General features: G+C 61.6%; 18 protein-coding genes and 7 pseudogenes. 14 read left to right on the forward strand and 11 right to left on the reverse strand.

The features are described 5' to 3' along the window. Positions 1-11 precede the first annotated feature (11 nt). The 4 genes and pseudogenes from L0A91_RS11395 to L0A91_RS11410 all read right to left on the reverse strand — a co-directional run bounded on the left by L0A91_RS11395 (position 12) and on the right by L0A91_RS11410 (position 3,651). Entirely contained in the window at positions 12-524 is a 513-nt protein-coding gene (locus L0A91_RS11395; RefSeq protein ID WP_235244547.1) for a hypothetical protein, read from the reverse strand. Beyond that, positions 503-1,683, reverse strand: a pseudogene (locus L0A91_RS11400) (alpha-amylase family glycosyl hydrolase). The gene L0A91_RS11395 and the pseudogene L0A91_RS11400 overlap by 22 nt, the downstream one beginning before the upstream one ends. A 26-nt stretch (positions 1,684-1,709) precedes the next feature. Then, positions 1,710-1,976 carry a hypothetical protein gene (locus L0A91_RS11405; protein ID WP_235244548.1) on the reverse strand — a complete coding sequence of 89 codons (267 nt, stop codon included), beginning with the start codon at positions 1,974-1,976 and terminating at the stop codon, positions 1,710-1,712. A 713-nt stretch (positions 1,977-2,689) separates the two neighbouring features. Beyond that, positions 2,690-3,651, reverse strand: a pseudogene (locus tag L0A91_RS11410) (DUF808 domain-containing protein). Between the two features lie 125 nt (positions 3,652-3,776). Here L0A91_RS11410 and L0A91_RS11415 point away from each other — a divergent pair. The 4 genes and pseudogenes from L0A91_RS11415 (at position 3,777) to pgi (ending at position 6,785) form a co-directional block, all read left to right on the forward strand. Then, on the forward strand, positions 3,777-4,205 hold the full coding sequence (locus tag L0A91_RS11415; protein WP_235244549.1) for an EVE domain-containing protein: 429 nt from the start codon (positions 3,777-3,779) through the stop codon (positions 4,203-4,205). A gap of 31 nt (positions 4,206-4,236) precedes the next feature. Beyond that, positions 4,237-4,506, forward strand: coding sequence for a siderophore-interacting protein (locus L0A91_RS19950; protein ID WP_397333711.1), 270 nt, complete (start codon positions 4,237-4,239; stop codon positions 4,504-4,506). Then, on the forward strand, positions 4,479-5,039 hold the full coding sequence (locus L0A91_RS11425; protein ID WP_397333712.1) for a siderophore-interacting protein: 561 nt from the start codon (positions 4,479-4,481) through the stop codon (positions 5,037-5,039). The genes L0A91_RS19950 and L0A91_RS11425 overlap by 28 nt, the downstream gene beginning before the upstream one ends. Before the next feature lie 64 nt (positions 5,040-5,103). Then, positions 5,104-6,785: pseudogene (gene pgi / locus L0A91_RS11430) on the forward strand (glucose-6-phosphate isomerase). A gap of 40 nt (positions 6,786-6,825) precedes the next feature. Here pgi and L0A91_RS11435 read toward each other — a convergent pair. Together L0A91_RS11435 and L0A91_RS11440 are read right to left on the reverse strand one after the other, a co-directional pair. Next, complete coding sequence (locus L0A91_RS11435) at positions 6,826-7,134, reverse strand: GNAT family N-acetyltransferase (RefSeq protein ID WP_235246609.1); 309 nt, start codon at positions 7,132-7,134, stop codon at positions 6,826-6,828. After that, positions 7,056-7,352, reverse strand: coding sequence for a GNAT family N-acetyltransferase (locus tag L0A91_RS11440; RefSeq protein WP_235244550.1), 297 nt, complete (start codon positions 7,350-7,352; stop codon positions 7,056-7,058). Before L0A91_RS11440 ends, L0A91_RS11435 begins: the two co-directional genes overlap by 79 nt. 18 nt (positions 7,353-7,370) lie before the next feature. Here L0A91_RS11440 and L0A91_RS11445 point away from each other — a divergent pair, with 18 nt between their 5' ends. The 3 genes from L0A91_RS11445 (at position 7,371) to L0A91_RS11450 (ending at position 8,510) form a co-directional block, all read left to right on the forward strand. Continuing rightward, on the forward strand, positions 7,371-7,778 hold the full coding sequence (locus tag L0A91_RS11445; RefSeq protein ID WP_397333713.1) for a dihydrofolate reductase family protein: 408 nt from the start codon (positions 7,371-7,373) through the stop codon (positions 7,776-7,778). Next, a complete protein-coding gene (locus tag L0A91_RS19955) occupies positions 7,757-7,918 on the forward strand; it encodes a hypothetical protein (protein WP_397333714.1) in 162 nt (53 codons plus the stop codon). Before L0A91_RS11445 ends, L0A91_RS19955 begins: the two co-directional genes overlap by 22 nt. Before the next feature lie 94 nt (positions 7,919-8,012). Further along, the gene (locus L0A91_RS11450; protein ID WP_235244551.1) at positions 8,013-8,510 is read left to right on the forward strand and encodes a DinB family protein; all 498 of its coding nucleotides are present in this window, start codon (positions 8,013-8,015) and stop codon (positions 8,508-8,510) included. Here the strand turns inward: L0A91_RS11450 and L0A91_RS11455 are convergent. The 3 genes and pseudogenes from L0A91_RS11455 to L0A91_RS11465 form a co-directional block, all read right to left on the reverse strand. After that, positions 8,466-9,446 (reverse strand): SDR family oxidoreductase, encoded by a 981-nt coding sequence (locus tag L0A91_RS11455; protein WP_235244552.1) that lies wholly within the window; start codon positions 9,444-9,446, stop codon positions 8,466-8,468. The genes L0A91_RS11450 and L0A91_RS11455 overlap by 45 nt on opposite strands. A 39-nt stretch (positions 9,447-9,485) precedes the next feature. Beyond that, complete coding sequence (locus L0A91_RS11460; protein ID WP_235246610.1) at positions 9,486-9,968, reverse strand: hypothetical protein; 483 nt, start codon at positions 9,966-9,968, stop codon at positions 9,486-9,488. A 30-nt stretch (positions 9,969-9,998) separates the two neighbouring features. Further along, positions 9,999-10,937, reverse strand: a pseudogene (locus tag L0A91_RS11465) (FAD-dependent oxidoreductase); the annotation flags it as partial. Positions 10,938-10,972: 35 nt separating this feature from the next. Here L0A91_RS11465 and L0A91_RS19075 point away from each other — a divergent pair. The 3 genes from L0A91_RS19075 (at position 10,973) to L0A91_RS11480 (ending at position 11,921) form a co-directional block, all read left to right on the forward strand. Next, on the forward strand, positions 10,973-11,074 hold the full coding sequence (locus L0A91_RS19075; RefSeq protein WP_235244553.1) for an SEC-C metal-binding domain-containing protein: 102 nt from the start codon (positions 10,973-10,975) through the stop codon (positions 11,072-11,074). Next, entirely contained in the window at positions 11,074-11,331 is a 258-nt protein-coding gene (locus L0A91_RS11475) for a YchJ family protein (RefSeq protein ID WP_235244554.1), read from the forward strand. The genes L0A91_RS19075 and L0A91_RS11475 overlap by 1 nt, the downstream gene beginning before the upstream one ends. Positions 11,332-11,456: 125 nt before the next feature. After that, positions 11,457-11,921, forward strand: coding sequence for a potassium channel family protein (locus tag L0A91_RS11480; protein WP_235244555.1), 465 nt, complete (start codon positions 11,457-11,459; stop codon positions 11,919-11,921). 177 nt (positions 11,922-12,098) lie between these two features. On the opposite strand, the pseudogene L0A91_RS11485 reads toward L0A91_RS11480, so the two are convergent. Both L0A91_RS11485 and L0A91_RS11490 read right to left on the reverse strand, forming a co-directional pair. Next, positions 12,099-12,275: pseudogene (locus L0A91_RS11485) on the reverse strand (YciI family protein); the annotation flags it as partial. Positions 12,276-12,472: 197 nt separating this feature from the next. Next, a pseudogene (locus L0A91_RS11490) lies at positions 12,473-13,675 on the reverse strand (AAA family ATPase). Positions 13,676-13,821: 146 nt separating this feature from the next. Here L0A91_RS11490 and L0A91_RS11495 point away from each other — a divergent pair. The 4 genes and pseudogenes from L0A91_RS11495 (at position 13,822) to gndA (ending at position 16,749) form a co-directional block, all read left to right on the forward strand. Next, positions 13,822-14,244, forward strand: a complete 423-nt coding sequence (locus tag L0A91_RS11495; RefSeq protein ID WP_235244556.1) for an EamA family transporter — start codon at positions 13,822-13,824, stop codon at positions 14,242-14,244. Continuing rightward, positions 14,169-14,732, forward strand: coding sequence for a DMT family transporter (locus L0A91_RS11500; RefSeq protein ID WP_235244557.1), 564 nt, complete (start codon positions 14,169-14,171; stop codon positions 14,730-14,732). The genes L0A91_RS11495 and L0A91_RS11500 overlap by 76 nt, the downstream gene beginning before the upstream one ends. Before the next feature lie 171 nt (positions 14,733-14,903). Next, positions 14,904-15,140, forward strand: coding sequence for a hypothetical protein (locus tag L0A91_RS11505; RefSeq protein WP_235244558.1), 237 nt, complete (start codon positions 14,904-14,906; stop codon positions 15,138-15,140). Between the two features lie 150 nt (positions 15,141-15,290). Then, positions 15,291-16,749 (forward strand): annotated as a pseudogene (gndA, locus tag L0A91_RS11510) (NADP-dependent phosphogluconate dehydrogenase). The last annotated feature ends 99 nt before the right edge of the window (positions 16,750-16,848 follow it).

Below are 16,848 nucleotides of genomic sequence, written 5' to 3' on the forward strand. Positions count from 1 at the left end.
CCTTGACCTGATCAGGCAGTGAGCCACATCGCCTGATACGGCGCCAATTTAATGTCCTCAAACTCGGTCACCTCGGGCACATTGCCAGCGAGATGGTCGGTCATGGCGTGCGGCTCAACCCCCTGGGCATCAACCCACCAGGTCGGGACGTATGCCTCGTGCTCGGTCATGTTGTAAAGCCCAACCATGGTGCCAAGAGGGTGTCGTCGCACGACGCCCAGGACGCCGCGGTCAGTCGTCGGAACGGCATGAGCCGGGACATCCGCGTGCAGGTGTGGCAACTGGCCCCGCTTCTCCACCATCGCGCTGATGCCTTGATAGATGCGATCCGCCGGAGATTCGGGGTAATCGCCGAGCGCGCGCACCGCGGCCCAATCGAGCGCTGGGCGATGCGCCCACCGATTGTCTTCGGCAAATTCGGGCAGGTTGTCCCAGTTGGGGTCATTCAACGTGCCAATCTCGTCACCAGACCAGATGACCGGCAGCCCGCCCCAGCCAAACATCAGTGCGTGGGCGACCAACACTCGCCCGACTGCGTCGTTGAGTCGACCATCTTCGCCTGCCTCGGCCGCGAGGCCCACACCACAGAGGCTGGCCGTGGTGCCACTAACGCGCTTGTCGCCGGTTGCCGGGTTGTGCTGGAAGACCAAACCGTCAGCAAAGAGCCATCAAAATTGCCGGTATAGAACTCCGACAAGAAGCCTCGGTGCTCAAACCCGTTAAGTTGGACCGCGGCCGCGTCGCCGTCATCAATCGCCCAGCCAATGTCGTCGTGGCACCGCGCGTAGGTGACCCACGCCGTTGAGCCGGGGATATCGGGGATCTGCGCCAGGGCGTGCGCGGCCAGCGTGACGTCCCGGCTGGCGAGCATGGACCAGATCTGGACCATGAGGCTGTTGTGATAGGCCAGGTCGCTGACCTTGCCGTAGTGCTGACCGCGACCCAAGTAGTGCACCAAGTCCCCTGGGCCCACGATGGCTTCAGCCTTGAACGCCACGGCTGGGGCAGCAATCCGGGCGACGGCTCGCAGTGCCTGGGTTATTTGGTGGACTTCAGGCTGGTTCTGACAGTTAGTGCCCTTGCGCTTCCACATGAAGGCAATCGCGTCTAGCCGTAGGACCTCCACCCCAAGGTTGGCCAGGTTCAAAATCACGTCGGCCATCTCGCAGAATACGGCTGGATTGCTCCAGTTCAGATCCCACTGATAGTCGTTGAACGTCGTCCAGACCCAGCCTTCCAACTCGTCGTCCCAGGTAAAGTTGCCGGGGGCGAAGTCGGGGAAGACCTCAGGCAGGGTCGCTTCGTATGCGTCGGGCTCTTCGCGGTCTGCGTAGACATGGAAGTACTCCCGGTAGGCCGCGTCGCCAGCTTGGCTTTCAGCGCCCACTCGTGCTCTTTGGCTACGTGGTTGAGCACCAGGTCAAGGCACAAACTGATGTCGCTAGCGCGCAATGTGCCCGTCAGATTGGCCAGGTCCTGGATATCCCCCAGGTCCTCGCGCACCGCGCGGTAGTCCGCCACCGCATAACCGCCGTCGTTTGGCGCTGGCCGAGGCTTGAGGAGCGGCATCAGGTGCAGGTACGTGACGCCCAACCCGCGGAGGTGATCAACCTTTTCGGCCACTCCGGCGAGACCAGTGCCAGGTTCGGCATACCGCTCGGTGTACGCCGCGTACCCAACCATCGTCTCCTGCCGGAACCAGTCAGGCTCTAAGAGTCGGCGCTCATCCAGCGCATGCAGATCGTCGCTGCGCTCCGCAAAGGCCCGGCTGCTAGCTCCAACGCCCGGCCGGCCGCAGCCTCCGGGTCGGGGTAAATCGACAGCCCCGACACCAATGTGGGCCACCAGCGCCGAGCGCGGAGCACGAACGTGGTCTGCCGGTGTTCGGGGAGGGTGCCGAGCAACTCACGAATTGCTTCGGCCTGCGGGCTGGGAACATCTGCAGGAAGGTTCATGGAAAGGTTTGGGTCTGCCATGGTTCCTTAGCTTCAGTTGAAATACAGGGCGTAAATGATCGCGGGAACGGGCAGCGTGAGGGCAACGATCAGCACAATGGCGATGAAGCGTCGACGCCTGTTGTAGCCATCTTCGTGTTCCAGCATTCGCGGGCCCCTCTCTCTTTGGTTTGCGCCATAAGTCTAGGGGCCATGCCTGACACTACGAATCCCTGAGCGCTATAGCCATATTTGCACCTATTGTCTGAAACTAGATTCACATAGATAGCGGCAGATGATCCGGTCGCACCCATCGGCATTCAGGATCTTCGCCGCGCGGAACTGCGCCCAAGCCACTGAGGCCGCGGAGCTGACCCGCCACCCTGACCCCGAGGTGGCACTGATCGGCGTGGATGCCTGTGCCGCTGTCATAGATGACGCGCTGGCGGCCAGTCGTCGCCAGGGGTATGACGTGGAGGCAGGGTGCCTCTCGACATTATTGATGTCGAATGCATCGGGCCATTGGTCGCCACCGCGATCACCGTGGACGAAGGCCTAGAGGTCAACAACCTTCGTTGCGCTGACTTCGCCGACCTCAGCGGCTCACAGTTCAACGGGCAAGGCGCCCGGAATCGCGAAGGTGGACCGCTTCGGATCCGACACCCGAATTTGCCCATGGAGCGAACATGGACAAGGTCCGTAAGGGCGGCAAGCCACCCAAGCCACCCCGCGGCGGGGCCTTGTGACGTCTTCAGTTACGCGTCGTGCTTGGCTTCAGCCTTGTCCTTGCGCGGGATCAGGTGCATGACTGCCACGACGACCGCACCGACAATGAGTCCGAGGATGGCCGAGGCGACCGTGTTGGTCAGCCAACCCAAGAAGCCGCCAAGCGCACCGGTGGCTGCGTGCACCATTTCTTCTAGGTGGTGCACTGCGTCGTAGAGAACGTGCCACCCCAACTCATCAATGCCAACAAGCACGATGTGGCCACCCACCCACAACATGGCTGCGACGCCAATCGTTGAGAGCCCCTTCATCACCGCAGGCATTGCCTTGACCAGGCCGCGGCCGACCTTTGGGAAAACTCAGAGGAGCGCTGGCTGAGCGCGAGGCCGATGTCGTCCATCTTGACGATCAAGCCCACTGCGCCATAAACCAACGCAGTGATGCCCAGCGCAACCAAGACCATGATGGCCAATCGCGAAAAGAACGGCTCGTCGGCAACTTCGTTGAGCGAAATCACCATGATCTCTGCCGACAAGATGAGGTCAGTGCGGATGGCACCCGAGACCATCTTGTCTTCGTGCTCGGGGCCCTTCTCGATGACCGGCGTCTTCACTTCTTCGGTGCCGTGGTGGCCAGGGCCGAATTTTTCCCAAAGCTTTTCAGCGCCCTCATAGCAGAGGAACGTGCCACCCAGCATGAGGATCGGAGTCAACGCCCACGGCGCAAACTGACTCAGCAGCATGATGATCGGCAGGATGATCAGCAATTTGTTGCGGATGGAGCCGATCGCGATCTTTTTGATCATCGGCAGCTCGCGCTTGGCCGCGAAGCCGTCGACATAGCGCGGCGTCACCGCTGCATCGTCAACAACAACACCGATCGCCTTCGAGCTAGCCCGGCCCGCTGCCGCACCCACATCGTCGATTGAAGCAGCCGCAATCTTGGCGATCGCCGCAACGTCATCGAGCAGGGCGACAAGTCCGCCGCTCATCGACCAATCTCCATCTCACACAAGTCCATACCCACAGACTAACGAGCGCACTGACATACCCACGAAATGCTGGGCAAACACCGGGAGCGAACAGGCCTGTCAGACCCCCTAGACATACCCAACTCATGACGGGATGGCTTGGGATTATTTCGGCAGATCACGCGCAACGGGGCGTCAAAATGGGGATTGGCCAGATTGGCCATGGCAAACGTGGACCACTGGCGCGATTGAAGGCCGGCGACACCTTGATCTACTACTGCCCGACCCAGGAGCGCGCTGGAAAGGCAAAACTGCAGCAGTTCACGGCCTTTGGTACGGTCTCTGACGATGAGATATGGCAAGCCGATGAGCTCTCACTCCAGCCATATCGTCGGCGCATTAAATACGCCAGCGTCACCCCGACGCCGCTCGCTGAGGTCAAGGATCACCTCGATCTCACTGCGGCGCGCAACTGGGGATACCAACTGCGGCTGGGCTTAGTGCAGCTAAGTGACCGTGACGTATCCACGCTGGCGACGGCTATGGGCGTCTCTGGTGATAGCGTTTCTATTTAGATAAGATCCACCTGTTCTAAATGGAGTGTGCATGCAGATCGTTGCCGAAGACGCGAAGTCGGCCCGTATTGGGCACGAGATTCGCCCCAGGGCCATCACCGTTGAGTCCGTCATACCCCTGGCAGACCAGATGGTCCGGATCCGATTCGGTGGCGATGACCTGCGGGATCTGCCCACCGCCTCAGCAAAGGACCACGTCAAGCTCCTTTTTGACTGGAATGCGGATGGCACCCCAAGTTGCCGACTCCCGGCACGGGCATTCAAGACCTGGCGGTGCGCGACTACACGATCCGCGAGTTAAACCGAGTCGAGCCATTCCTCGATATCGACTTTGTGCTGCACGATCACGGGATCGCCGGTCGCTGGGCCCAAACGGCCAAGCGCGGTGACCAACTCGGTTGCCTTGGCCCGCGTGGATCCATGGTGGTCAAGGACGTCTTCGATTGGTATGTCTTCGCAGCCGATGAGACCTCGCTGCCAGCCCTCGGGCGCTGGGTAGGTGAGTTGCGGCCTGAGACCTCTGCCCACGCATACATCGAGGTGGCGAATGCTGACGCAGAGATCACGCTGCATTCCGCGGCCGACCTCACGGTGACCTGGCTGCACCGCGATGGCGCTGCAGCCGGCACGACGACAAAGTTGGCGGAGGCCGTGCGCGGCCATGAGATGCCAAATCTGGACGGCTACGTATGGGCCGCTGGCGAGGCCGGCTCGATCAAACCGATCCGCCACTATTTGGCCGATGAGGCTGGACTGGACCGCGCCAACTGGGATGTTGATGGCTATTGGCGACTCAACGTCAGCAACTTCGACCACCACGGCGACGAAGACTGAACTTCGACTCCCCAGCCCCGCAGCACCATTCCCCGTGTCGGTCCTCACCGCTAGGGTTGCACTCATGAGCTCACCAGTTGATGTCACCACTACCGAAGCCTGGGCCGAACTGACCGCCCAGAAGTCGTCGTTCACGCCCGATTTACGGGGATGGTTCGCTAACGATCCCGATCGCGTGGAGAAGTTCACCTTCACTCTGGCCGACTTGCACGTTGACCTGTCAAAGAGCCTGGTCACCGACGAAATCCTGGCCTCGTTGGTTAAGGTCGCCGAGCAGACTGGCGTTGCCGAGCGGTACGCCGCAATGTTGGCCGGTGAGCACATCAACACCACCGAGGACCGCGCGGTTTTGCACACTGCTCTGCGCCGTCCGGCAGGGGCAACGCCGGAGTTGGTTGTCGAAGGCCAGAAGATCGACGAAGACGTGCAGTCGGTCCTCGATGACATGGGCAAATTCGCTGACGGTGTCCGCTCGGGCGAGTGGGTCGGCGTCACCGGCAAGAAGGTCACCCACGTCGTCAACATCGGCATCGGCGGCTCTGACCTGGGTCCCGTCACGATTTATGAAGCACTCAAGCCGTATGCCGACGCTGGCATCGAGGCTCGTTTGTCTCCAACATCGACCCGACCGACATGGCGCAAAAGACCGAGGATCTCGACCCCGAGACCACCATGTTTATCGTCGCGTCCAAGACGTTCACGACGTTGGAGACGCTGACCAACGCACGCCTTGCCCGCGACTGGCTGTGGGAGGGCCTGGCCGCGGTCGGCGCCACCGACACCAGCGATGAGGCCTCCCGCACCGAGGCCGTCTCCAAGCACTTCGTCGCCGTGTCGACTGCGCTGGACAAGGTCGAAGCCTTCGGCATCAACCCGGACAACGCGTTCGGCTTCTGGGACTGGGTTGGTGGCCGTTACTCCGTCGACTCCGCCATCGGGCTGTCGCTGGAGATCACGCTTGGGCCGGACAATTTCCGCGAGTTGCTGGCTGGTTTCCACGACGTGGACGTCCACATGGGTGAGACCCCACTGGCGCAGAACGTGCCCGTGCTGATGGGCGTCTTGAACGTTTGGTACACCAACTTCCTCGACGCTCAGTCACACGCAGTGTTGCCGTATGCGCAGCAGTTGCACCGCTTTGCTGCCTACCTGCAGCAGTTGACGATGGAGTCGAACGGCAAGTCAGTGCGCTGGGACGGCAGCCCGGTCACCACGGGGACTGGCGAAGTCTTCTGGGGCGAGCCCGGCACCAATGGCCAGCACGCGTTCTACCAGTTGATTCACCAGGGCACGCAATTAATCCCGGCTGACTTCATCGCCTTTGTGAACCCGGCCTACCCAAGCCAAGACGATGGCCGCGACGTGCACGGCCTGTTCTTGGCCAACTTCTTGGCACAGACCAAGGCGCTGGCGTTCGGCAAGACGGCCGAAGAGGTAGAGGCCGAAGGCACCGAGGGCGCACTCGTTGCTGCTCGCACCTTTGAGGGCAACCGACCCACCACGTCGATCTTTGCCGACTCGCTGACCCCACGCGTCCTGGGTCAGTTGGTGGGCTTATACGAGCACATCACCTTTGTCCAGGGCGTCATCTGGGGCATCAACTCCTTTGACCAGTGGGGCGTGGAGTTGGGCAAGCAGTTGGCCCTGCAGATCGCTCCGGCGATCGAGGGTGACGCTGAAGCACTGGCCAACCAGGACGCTTCGACCAAGGCGCTCATTGAGTACTACCAGGCCAACCGCCGGTAGGTAGCAACTAGTCGGCACCGCCGTCGATCAACGCTTGGGCTCAGTGCAACTCGCACTGGGCCCAAGCTACGTCTCGCCAGTCATCAAATTTGTAGCCCACCTTGCGGAAGACCTCGATGGGTTCAAACCCCAACGAGGTATGCAGGCGTTGGCTGGCGTCATTAGGCATCGTCATCCCCGCAACGGCCTGGCGGTAGCCCATCGCGCCGAGGCAGCTGAGCAGTTCGGCATACAACTCTCGCCCGTAGCCTCGCCCACCTGCAATTATGTCTAAATAGACGCTGGTCTCACAGGTGAAGCCGTACGCCGCACGGGGTCGATAGGTGCCGGCGTAGGCATAGCCAACGATCTCCCCGCCTGCGGCCCTTCGTTTGCCTCAGCCACCAACCACAGGTGCTTGACCTGGGCATTTGCGATGCGCTCGGCAAACTCGGGCGGCGATGGAGGCACTAGTTCAAAGGTGATCGTCGTGTCGAGCACATAAGGCCGGTAGATCTGGGCACAGGCCTGCGCATCGTCGCTCGTGGCATCTCTGATGGTGAGTTTGGCGGCTGGCTTGTCGGTCATCGGGTCTATTGTGCTGGAATGCGCACCGTTTCTGCTTCTTTATTTGCTTCCGTCGATGGCGTCCTGGAAAACCCAGGTGGTTGGCAGTTCGACCAGTTCGATGACGGACTGGGCGAGTTGATGATGACCGAGTTGCCGAAGAGCGACACCGTCATCTTGGGCCGCCAGATGTATGACGAGTGGTCCGCCTATTGGCCGAGCGCCGAAGATGACTTCAAGGACTACATCAACCCGATCAAGAAGTACGTCGCGTCGACATCGCTGAGCGCCCCGCTGGAGTGGAAAAACTCCGAGTTGATCGAGGGTGACCTCGTGGAGTTTGTCCGTGAGTTGAAGCAACAAGAAGGGGCGAAATCAACGTGGCCGGCAGCCTCTCGGTGGTTCGCCAACTCTTGTTGGCCGGGGTGCTCGCCAAGATCACGTTGATGATCCACCCGGTGCTCGTGGGCGAGGGCAAACGGCTCACCGAGGAGATCACCCCAGTCACCCGGCTGACGCTGATCGATCACTTGGTCACCGAAAAGGGCAATGCGCTGCTGACGTATGCATTGAAGGCTGACGCATGAGCGCGGAGCACAAGGCCACTCTGGTCAAGTATCTGCAAATGGGGCGCGATGCCCTGATGTGGAAGCTTGAGGGTCTGTCCGAATACGTCGCCCCATGACAGCAACCGGCACTAACCTGATCGGCCTGGTCAAACACATGGCAGGCATCGAGGGTGAATATTTCCTCGGCTGCTTCGACCGACCGTTTGATGACCGCCCCGATTGGATGAAAGAAGAGGGTGAGGTCAACGAGGACATGTGGGCCGCACCCGGGGAGACCACCGAGGAGATCGTCGACCTCTATCGCAAGGTGTGGTCACTCGTGGATGACGCGATCGAGTCGATGGACTTGGACACCATGGGCCATGTCCCCTGGTGGGACAACGGCGACGTCACTCTTGAACGGCTCTTGGTCCATGTGGCCACTGAAACTCATCGGCACGCTGGGCACGCGGACATCATCCGCGAAATGATCGACGGCCAAACGGGAGTTGGGAGTCGAGCCCCAACATGCCGGGTAAGAGCCAGGAGTGGTGGGAGGCCTACCGCTCGACTTTGGAGCGAACGGCTAGAGAGGCTTAGCCAGCAACTCCTGCTCGCGGACGGCAGTTAGGCCGACTTTGGGGTCAAACAGCATCCGCTCGCGGTCCACCCACTCGTTGATCGCCTGGATCGTCTCAGCGAATGGCCGGTTGACCAGGCCGAGGCTGCGTGCCGCGGACCCATCCACGGCGAACAAGCCTGCACGGTCTGGCTCGTCAATCGGCAGCCACATCGGCAGGTCCTTCCACGGCTTCACCTCAAGCTCGGCTAGCTGAGCGGGGGTGAACTCGGCGCGCGTAGCCCCACTGCCGGATGTTGCGACGACCTCATCAACGAAGGCGCCGAGGGTTGTCGGCAGACCGACGATGTTGAGCGCTCGACGCAGCGGAACTCCATGCACGGCCGCCATGAAAGCACCCAGGTCACGGACATCGGTGAACTGAATCGCGCTGTTGTCGGCCTCGCTCGGGATCACGTGCGCGCCGCGCTCAGCGAACCGCGATGCCCAATAAGTCACCCGATCCGTGGGGTCGTCTGCCCCAGCAATGATGCCTGGGCGGATGATCGTGTGGTTCGCGAACCGCTGCCGGATCACGTCTTCACCCAGGGACTTCAACTCGCCGTAGGCGGTGACAGGGTCTTCGGAGATCTCACCCAGCGGCGTCTGATGCACGGGCGACTCTTCGTTGACCCCACCGACCGACAAGTCGGAGTAGACGCTGACGGTGGAAACGAATACGTAGTGGACCTCGGGGTTGAGGTGCTGAGCAGAGTTTTCCAGTTGAGCCGGGGTGTAGCCCGAAACGTCATAAACGGTGTCCCAGTCCCCGGCGATGGCGGACATGTCGCCGTCTCGGTCGCCCACCAACCTGGGCAACTGAGGGTAGGCACCGGGGTCGGACTTGCCCCGGTTGCACAGCGTGACCTCCAGGTCGAGCGCGAGCAGGTGCTCGACCAGGTGCTTTCCGACAAACTGCGTGCCGCCGAGGACTAGGACACCACTCATGCTTAGCTCTCCTTGTTGTTGTCTTCGCCTGCGTTGTGTTCAGCAACCTTCGCCACGGCCGACCTCGCGGCAGCGAGGACAACCTCGCGGCAGCGAGGACAACCTCGCGGCAGCGAGGACAACCTCGTTGAGCGCGGGGTGAATGTAGACCGTGGTCGTCAACTCGCGGACGTCGTTGTTGAGGTGAATGAGCATCAAGATCTGGTGCAGCATCGTCGAAGCCTCGGGGCCAATGAAGTGGCAGCCCAGGATCGAGTAGTCGGCCGAGGAGACCAACAACTTGGTGCGCTGGTAGTCGACACGGGCCGACCGTGCCCGCGCGCTGGCGGCCCAGTTCCCGAATACGGCGACGTATGGGGTGCCCGCGTCCTTGAGCTCCTGCTCGGTGGCACCAACACCCGCAATCTCGGGTCGGGAAAAGACCGCGTGTGGGATCTTCAGGTCATCGATCGGGCCCTGCGCTCCGTCGATCAGGCGTTTCTGCAGATAGCTAGCCTCATAGGTGGCGGCGTGCTGCAGCATGTATCGGCCATTGACGTCGCCCAGGGCGTAAATGCCTTCGACTGCCGTCTCTAGGTTCTCGTCGACGGGGAGGAAGCCACGGGCGTTGGCCGCTAGGCCAGTCTGCTCAAGGTCGAGATCTGCCGTGTTGGGCTTGCGGCCAATCGCAAAGACAACGCGCTCTGCGGTGAAACTCTGGGGTTCACCGTCGACCGTGAATGTCGCGGTGAATTCGCTGCCGTCGTGGGTGAGGTCGGCCAACTCTGAGTTGAAGTGCGTCTCGATGTTCTTGGTGAACTCGGCCGTAAACACCTCTTCGATATCGGCGTCTTCGCGCGCCAACAGACCATCGCCGCGAACAAAGAGGGAGGTCTGGACGCCGACGCCAGCAAAGAATGAGCCAATTTCGCCGCCGATGAAGCCGCCACCAATGATCATCACGCTCTTGGGTGGCGTGCTGCCCATCGGGAACAGGTGGGCGCTGGTCCAGATCGGCAGGTCTTCATAGCCCGGAGTGACGGGGCTAGAGCCAGTGCCAATCACGATCTTGTCGGCGGTCAGTTACAGGCCATTGACCTGCAACGTCTTTGTGTCGCCGAAGCGTGCCTCGCCGCGGAACAGGTGCGCGGCCGAGGCCTCAACACGCTTCTCGGTGCCAGGGTCGACGGCTGCGACGGAGGTGTTGACGCTGTCAAAGATCTCGTCGAGGTTGGCGCCGTTGAACTCGGCGTCGATGAAGTGCTGGGCTGCGTGCTGCACGTGCCAGCCGGTCTCGGCAAAACCGATCAGCATCTTCGAGGGGATGCAGCCACGGTTGGGGCAGGTGCCGCCAAGCTTGTCTCGCTCGATGAGCGCCACCCGCTGGCCGGCGTTGGCGGCGGCCATGGCGAGCGCCCCAGCGCGTCCACCGCCAATCACGATGAGGTCAAAGGTCTGCACGGTGGGCTCGGCGCTTGTATCAGTCGACGCGTGTTGAGTCATGGCGGCCATTATCCCTGTGCCCCAGCCCACGGCATACTCATTGGGTGTTCTCTTCACCTTGCCCTTGTGGCAGCAAAGACGCCTACAGCGACTGCTGCCAGCCACTTCACCTCGGCGAAGCCGCGGCAGAACGCCAGAACAACTGATGCGATCGCGCTACTGTGCGTATGCGCGGGGCGAGTTCGACTACATCTTTCGGACGTGGCACCCCAAGACTCGGCCCAGCGACGTCACGACGAGCCCGGACCTGACGTGGACGCGGCTGGAGATTGTGGCGGCTGAGGGGACAACGGTGGAGTTCAAGGCGCATTTTCGGACCTCCGTCGGTGGAGACGTGATGCACGAGGTCAGCCGCTTTGCTCAGCGGGCCGGGCGCTGGGTCTACGTCGAGCCGATCGGTTGAGACTGGCGCAGGCCCATCACTAGTGTCTGGTTGCCGCTGAGCGCCGCCTGCTGGGAGCATGCGAGCGTGTCTAAAACCAGGCAGAGCAGCCAGTCCACCCCGCTGCTTGACCACCCCGCGTGGACGTGGCCGGCACCGTCTTGATGACGCTGGCCTACTACATCGTCCCGCTCGAAGACGACCGATCACTGTGGGTCCGCGTCGGCCTGCTGTGTGCCGTCCTCGCCCTCCTTGCCGTGCTGATCGTGCGGCAACTCAAGCGCGCCAGCGATCCAGTCGGACGGCTGATTCTGGTCCTGATCGGTGCAGTGATGACACTGTCGATCGTCTTTTTCATGCTTGCCATCACGGTGCAAGGGCAGTTTGAGGGCCTGGAGACCCGTACCGACGCGCTCTACTTCACCGTGATCACCATGGCGACCGTCGGCTACGGCGACATTCACCCGACCGGCCAAATCAGTCGCGCAGTGATGGTCCTCACCGTCAGCTTCAGCGTGGTCTTTGTCGCCGCGCTGGCCTCGACCATCGTTGCTCGGCTGAGGCGAGCCGTGGGGCCGGACACTGAGGACACGACTGGCGAAGGCGGATAGATCAGTCTCAACATCGCCCTCCGCTGAAAGCTCCTTGTCAGCGGTGACCGAGTCTGAGTTGCAACGTCGACCACCAGGTGTCCGCGCCGTCACATGAACGGGCGTAATTCGACTCTGCGATTGCATTTTCGGACCCAAGGAGGCGAGGCGTAAAGCGGCCTCGGCGTCGTCGGCCTCTACTATCCATAAGCCAGCCATATACTCCTTCGACTCGATGAACGGGCCGTCGGTGAGCTCGGTGCCGGAGGAGCGTGCGTCGATAACGGTGGCGGCTGCCGGCGCTGCCAGGCCACCGGCGAACACCCAGTGACCCTGATCCTGCAAGTGTTCGTTGAACTCGTCGATCGCTGCCATTTCCTCCCGGGTACCCGAGCCGGTGGTGTCATCCAGCACTGAGATTAGGTATTAAGGCATTTTTTGTCATCTCCTGGCGGTCGTGGGCCACTCTTTGAGTGCCCTCAAACTGCTCCACGAACTCATCCACCTCAAACCGACAGCTGTCTTCAACTTTTTTCGATCCCGTGGCAAGCCTGCCGCCGCTGACACTCCTGCTACGTGTTCGCCCGCAGATATCGCCCAAAGTGCGGCACCGTGAAGGCAATGCGGCCCCGCTCACCCGAATAGATCAGGCCCTTTTTCAACAGGGCATCACGGGCTGGCGACAACGACTGAGCCTTGCGGTTGAGGTGGATTGCCACGTCGGATGTTGCCACTGATTCGATGGCGTCGTCGGCCTGGTCTTCGACGGGCTGGGCGCCCAAATCGGCCATGGCCTGCAGGTATTCACGCTCGCCTGGGGTGGCACGCTCATAGCGGGAGCCAAAGAAGCCGACGGCCAACTCTGCTTCGGCCTCCGGCGATCCAACCTTGACGTCGACATCGGTGATGGGGGTTCCGGGGCAACATCCCACACCGACTTGCCATAGGCCTGGATGAAGTATGGGTAGCCACCGGTCGCCGCATACATCGCTTCAAGCGCTTCGGGTGTGAAGTCAGCGCTTTCGTCTTGGGCTGGAGTACGCAGGGCGCGGGCGGCCTGTTCCCGGTCCAGTCGATCAATGCGCGAGTAGCGAAACAGCCGTTCGGAGTAGGACTTGCTCGCCGAAAGCACGGCCGGCAGGTGCGGCAGACCTGCACCGACGACAATCACCGGCAGGGCCGATTGGCTCAACTCGTGGCAGGCAGCGCAGAGAGCCGAGATGTCTTCGGGGCCGAGGTCCTGCATTTCGTCGATGAAGATGCCGACGCCCTTGCCGACATCTGCAGCCAGGCCACCGACATCGGTCAGCAACTCGACCAGGTCGATCTCAATGTCACCGGAGTCTGCTCGGCCAGTCACGGCTGGCACGTCGATGCCGGGGTTCCAGCGGTCGCGGAGTTTGGAGCCAGCGGGCTCACGCTGCGCGAACGCCTTAATCACCGAGCACATGGTCGAGGTCATCGCCTCGGGGGTGACCCAACTCGCGCACAGCCATGTGAAGGGCAGCGGCCATCGGGCGGCGCAGCGGCTGATCGGGACGGGCCTCAAGCTTGCCGGTGCCCCAGCGAGCGCGAACGGCCGTGGAGCGAAGGGTGTTGAGCAAGACGGTCTTGCCGACGCCTCGCAAACCGGTGAGGATCATCGATCGTTCTGGTCGGCCTCGGGCAATGCGCTCCAGCACAACGGTGAAGCTTTTGACCTGCTCATCTCGCCCAGCAAGCTCAGGGGGTCGCTGACCAGCGCCAGGCGCATATGGGTTACTAATCGGATCCACGATTAGATCGTATGGTCTTCTCTAGTCAATACCCGAGATTTCGACATACTCCGCAAGCGTGTCTCAGACTGACCTCACGTTTGGCGGCGCCCACTCGTCTTACCCATGTGAAAAAATGCGGAAGCAGTCAAGGTTATGGTTCCCCAGTGACTCAATCTCGGGCGACCGACTCTCGCTGGCTCCCCCAGTTCTTCCTTTTAGCTGTGCTGTGGGGCTGCTCGTTTGCCTTCATCGAGATCGGCTTGGAGTCGCTGACGTCAATTCAGGTTTCGTTTGGGCGTCTTTCGCTCGGCGCAGTGACGTTGATCTTGATTGCTCTGGCAACCCGAACTCGGTTGCCTCGCGGGCTCAAGACATGGGGTCACGTCGTGGTCGTCGCGGCACTGCTGAACGCCCTGCCCTTCACGCTCTTCGCGATTGGGCAGCAGAATGTGTCGTCGATTTTGGCCGCCATCATCAACGCGGCTACCCCTTGGCGACGCTGCTTGCCGTCTTGGTCGCATTCCCAGAAGAGAAGCCCAACTGGGCTCGTGGCCTGGGTTTGGTGCTTGGCTTCGCGGGCATCTTGATCGTGCTGGGTGTCTGGCGGTCCATGCCCGAGGGCGAGATTGGCGGCATCCTGGCCTGCCTGGCCGCGATCGCTTGCTACGGCATCGGCATCCCCTACTCGAAGCGCTATCTCAGCAACTCGGGCGCCACGCCGATCGGTCTGGCGACTAGTCAGGTGTCGATGGCGAGCCTGCTGCTGGTGCCGGTGCTGCTCATATCTGGGCTTTCACCGGCCGCGCCCGTCACGTTTGAGGTCGTCGTGGCGATGGTTGCGCTCGGGGCCCTGGGCTCCGGGGTTGCCTTCATCATGTACTTCCAGGTCATTGCGCGTGCTGGCGCGACCACCGCAAGCAGCGTCACGTACCTCACGCCGATCGTGGCGGCGATCGTCGGCATTGCCTTCCTGGGTGAGCACCTGACCTGGAACGAACCGGTGGGCGCGATGGTCGTGCTGCTGGGCGTTGCGGTCTCGCAATACCGGCCACCCAAGACCACACCCGTAGGCTGACGGCATGAAGCGCGCAAATCTCCGGACAGTCCTGCTCGTCCTCGTAGGCGTAGCCGTCGGCGCACTTGTCGCTTATATCGTGTCCATGAGCCGCTGACCTAGCCTGATCGCCGGATTAAGACTCTTGATCGCACTCTATAGTTATCTACGAATAGAGGTAGAGATTCTAATATGACGGCAGAACGGCTACGGAGTACGCCGCTGGGCACCCGCGTCGTGGTGCGCAGCTATATCGAGGGCGGCCAGCGCGCCACTGACACTCTCGGCCATCTGGTCGCCCTGACCGAAGAATGGGTGACAGTGGAAACCAAAACCGGTCCGGTTGACCTGTTGCTCGCTGACGTCATTTTGAGCAAGCCGGTGCCTCCCGCCCCGGAGCGGCGTGCCCCTCGACGCAAACCTAACTAGCCCGCACTCCTCTGAGCATCTCGGCGGGCACCAAGGTGAGGCGCCATGGCAAAGCAACACTTGGCACACCCATGACATGTGCTGATCCCCACCACTAGGCTTGTCCCTGAAACGACTCCTCAGGGAGACCAGACGCGGGATGGAGACTTCATGACTGACAGCGACACCCAGGGCAAGGCAAACATTGGCGTCATTGGATTGGCGGTGATGGGGTCAAACCTGGCGCGCAACCTCGCCAGCCGCGAGGGCAACACGGTGGCGGTCTACAACCGCTCCCCTGAGCGCACAGACCTGCTGACCGAAGAGCATCCCGAGGCTGGCTTTATCCCGGCCAAGAGCATTGAGGAGTTTGCGAACTCGCTCAGCAAGCCGCGTACCGCAATCATCATGGTGCAGGCTGGCAAGGGGACAGACGCGGTCATCGAGCAGTTGACCGACGTTTTTGAAGAGGGCGACATCATCGTCGACGGCGGAAACGCTAACTTCAACGACACGATTGCCCGCGAAGCAGACCTGAGCGACAAGGGCTTCAACTTCGTCGGCGCTGGCATCTCTGGCGGCGAGGAAGGTGCGCTGAAGGGTCCTTCGATCATGCCCGGCGGCTCGGCTGAGGCCTACGAGACGCTTGGGCCGATCCTCGAAACGATTGCGGCCGTCGCTGAGGGCGAGCCGTGCGTGACACGTGGGGACCGACGGGGCCGGTCACTTCGTCAAGATGATCCACAACGGCATCGAGTATGCCGACATGCAGCTGATAGCAGAGTCGTATGACCTGCTGCGTCGCGTTGGTGGGCTTGAGCCAGCCGAGATTGCTGGCGTGTTTGAGGAATGGAACAGCGGCGAGCTTGAGTCATACCTGATTGAAATCACGGCAGAGGTGCTGAAGCAGAAGGACGCCGAAACCGGCAAACCGCTGGTTGACGTGATCCTTGACCAGGCTGGATCCAAGGGCACTGGCGTGTGGACCGTGCAGACCGCGACTGGCCTGGGCGTGCCCGTTGGTGGCATCGCCGAGGCCGTATTCGCTCGCGCAGTGTCGTCGAAGCCGGCCCAGCGTGCCGCGATGCAGAAGACGATTGAGACTCGGCCCGAGATTCAAGAGGCTGGCGAGAACTTCGCCGACGATGTCCAGAAGGCTCTCTATGCGTCCAAGATGGTGGCCTATGCCCAGGGCTTCGACGCCATCATTGCTGGCGCCGAAGAGTATGGCTGGAACATCGACAAGGGCGCGGTGGCCAAGATTTGGCGCGGCGGTTGCATCATCCGTGCGCAGTTCTTGAACCGCATTGTTGATGCGTACGAAAACGACTCCTCGATTTCGACCTTGCTTGAGGACCCATACTTCGCCAAGGCTGTAGCCGAGGGCGAGGCAGCCTGGCGTCGCATCGTCGCTAAGGCAGCGCTGTCGGGCATCCCGGTGCCCGGCTTCTCGTCGGCCCTGAGCTACTACGACGCTCTAGCATCAGAACGGCTCCCGGCTTCCCTGGTGCAGGGTCAGCGTGACTTCTTTGGCGCTCACACCTACAAGCGAGTCGACAAGGAAGGCGTGTTCCACACGCTTTGGTCGGGCGATCGCTCCGAGATCGAGACGGAGCCGTCGACGCACTGAAGGTTGAAGGACTAGCCGCGTTAGACCGATAGAGCCGCAGAACATGTTTTGCGTTTGGCCCCAGGCAACCAGTTTGCCTGGGGCCAAACTGCGCCCACT

Source organism: Ornithinimicrobium sp. INDO-MA30-4 (genome assembly GCF_021535045.1).
In the GTDB taxonomy this organism is placed as follows: Bacteria; Actinomycetota; Actinomycetes; order Actinomycetales; family Dermatophilaceae; genus Ornithinicoccus.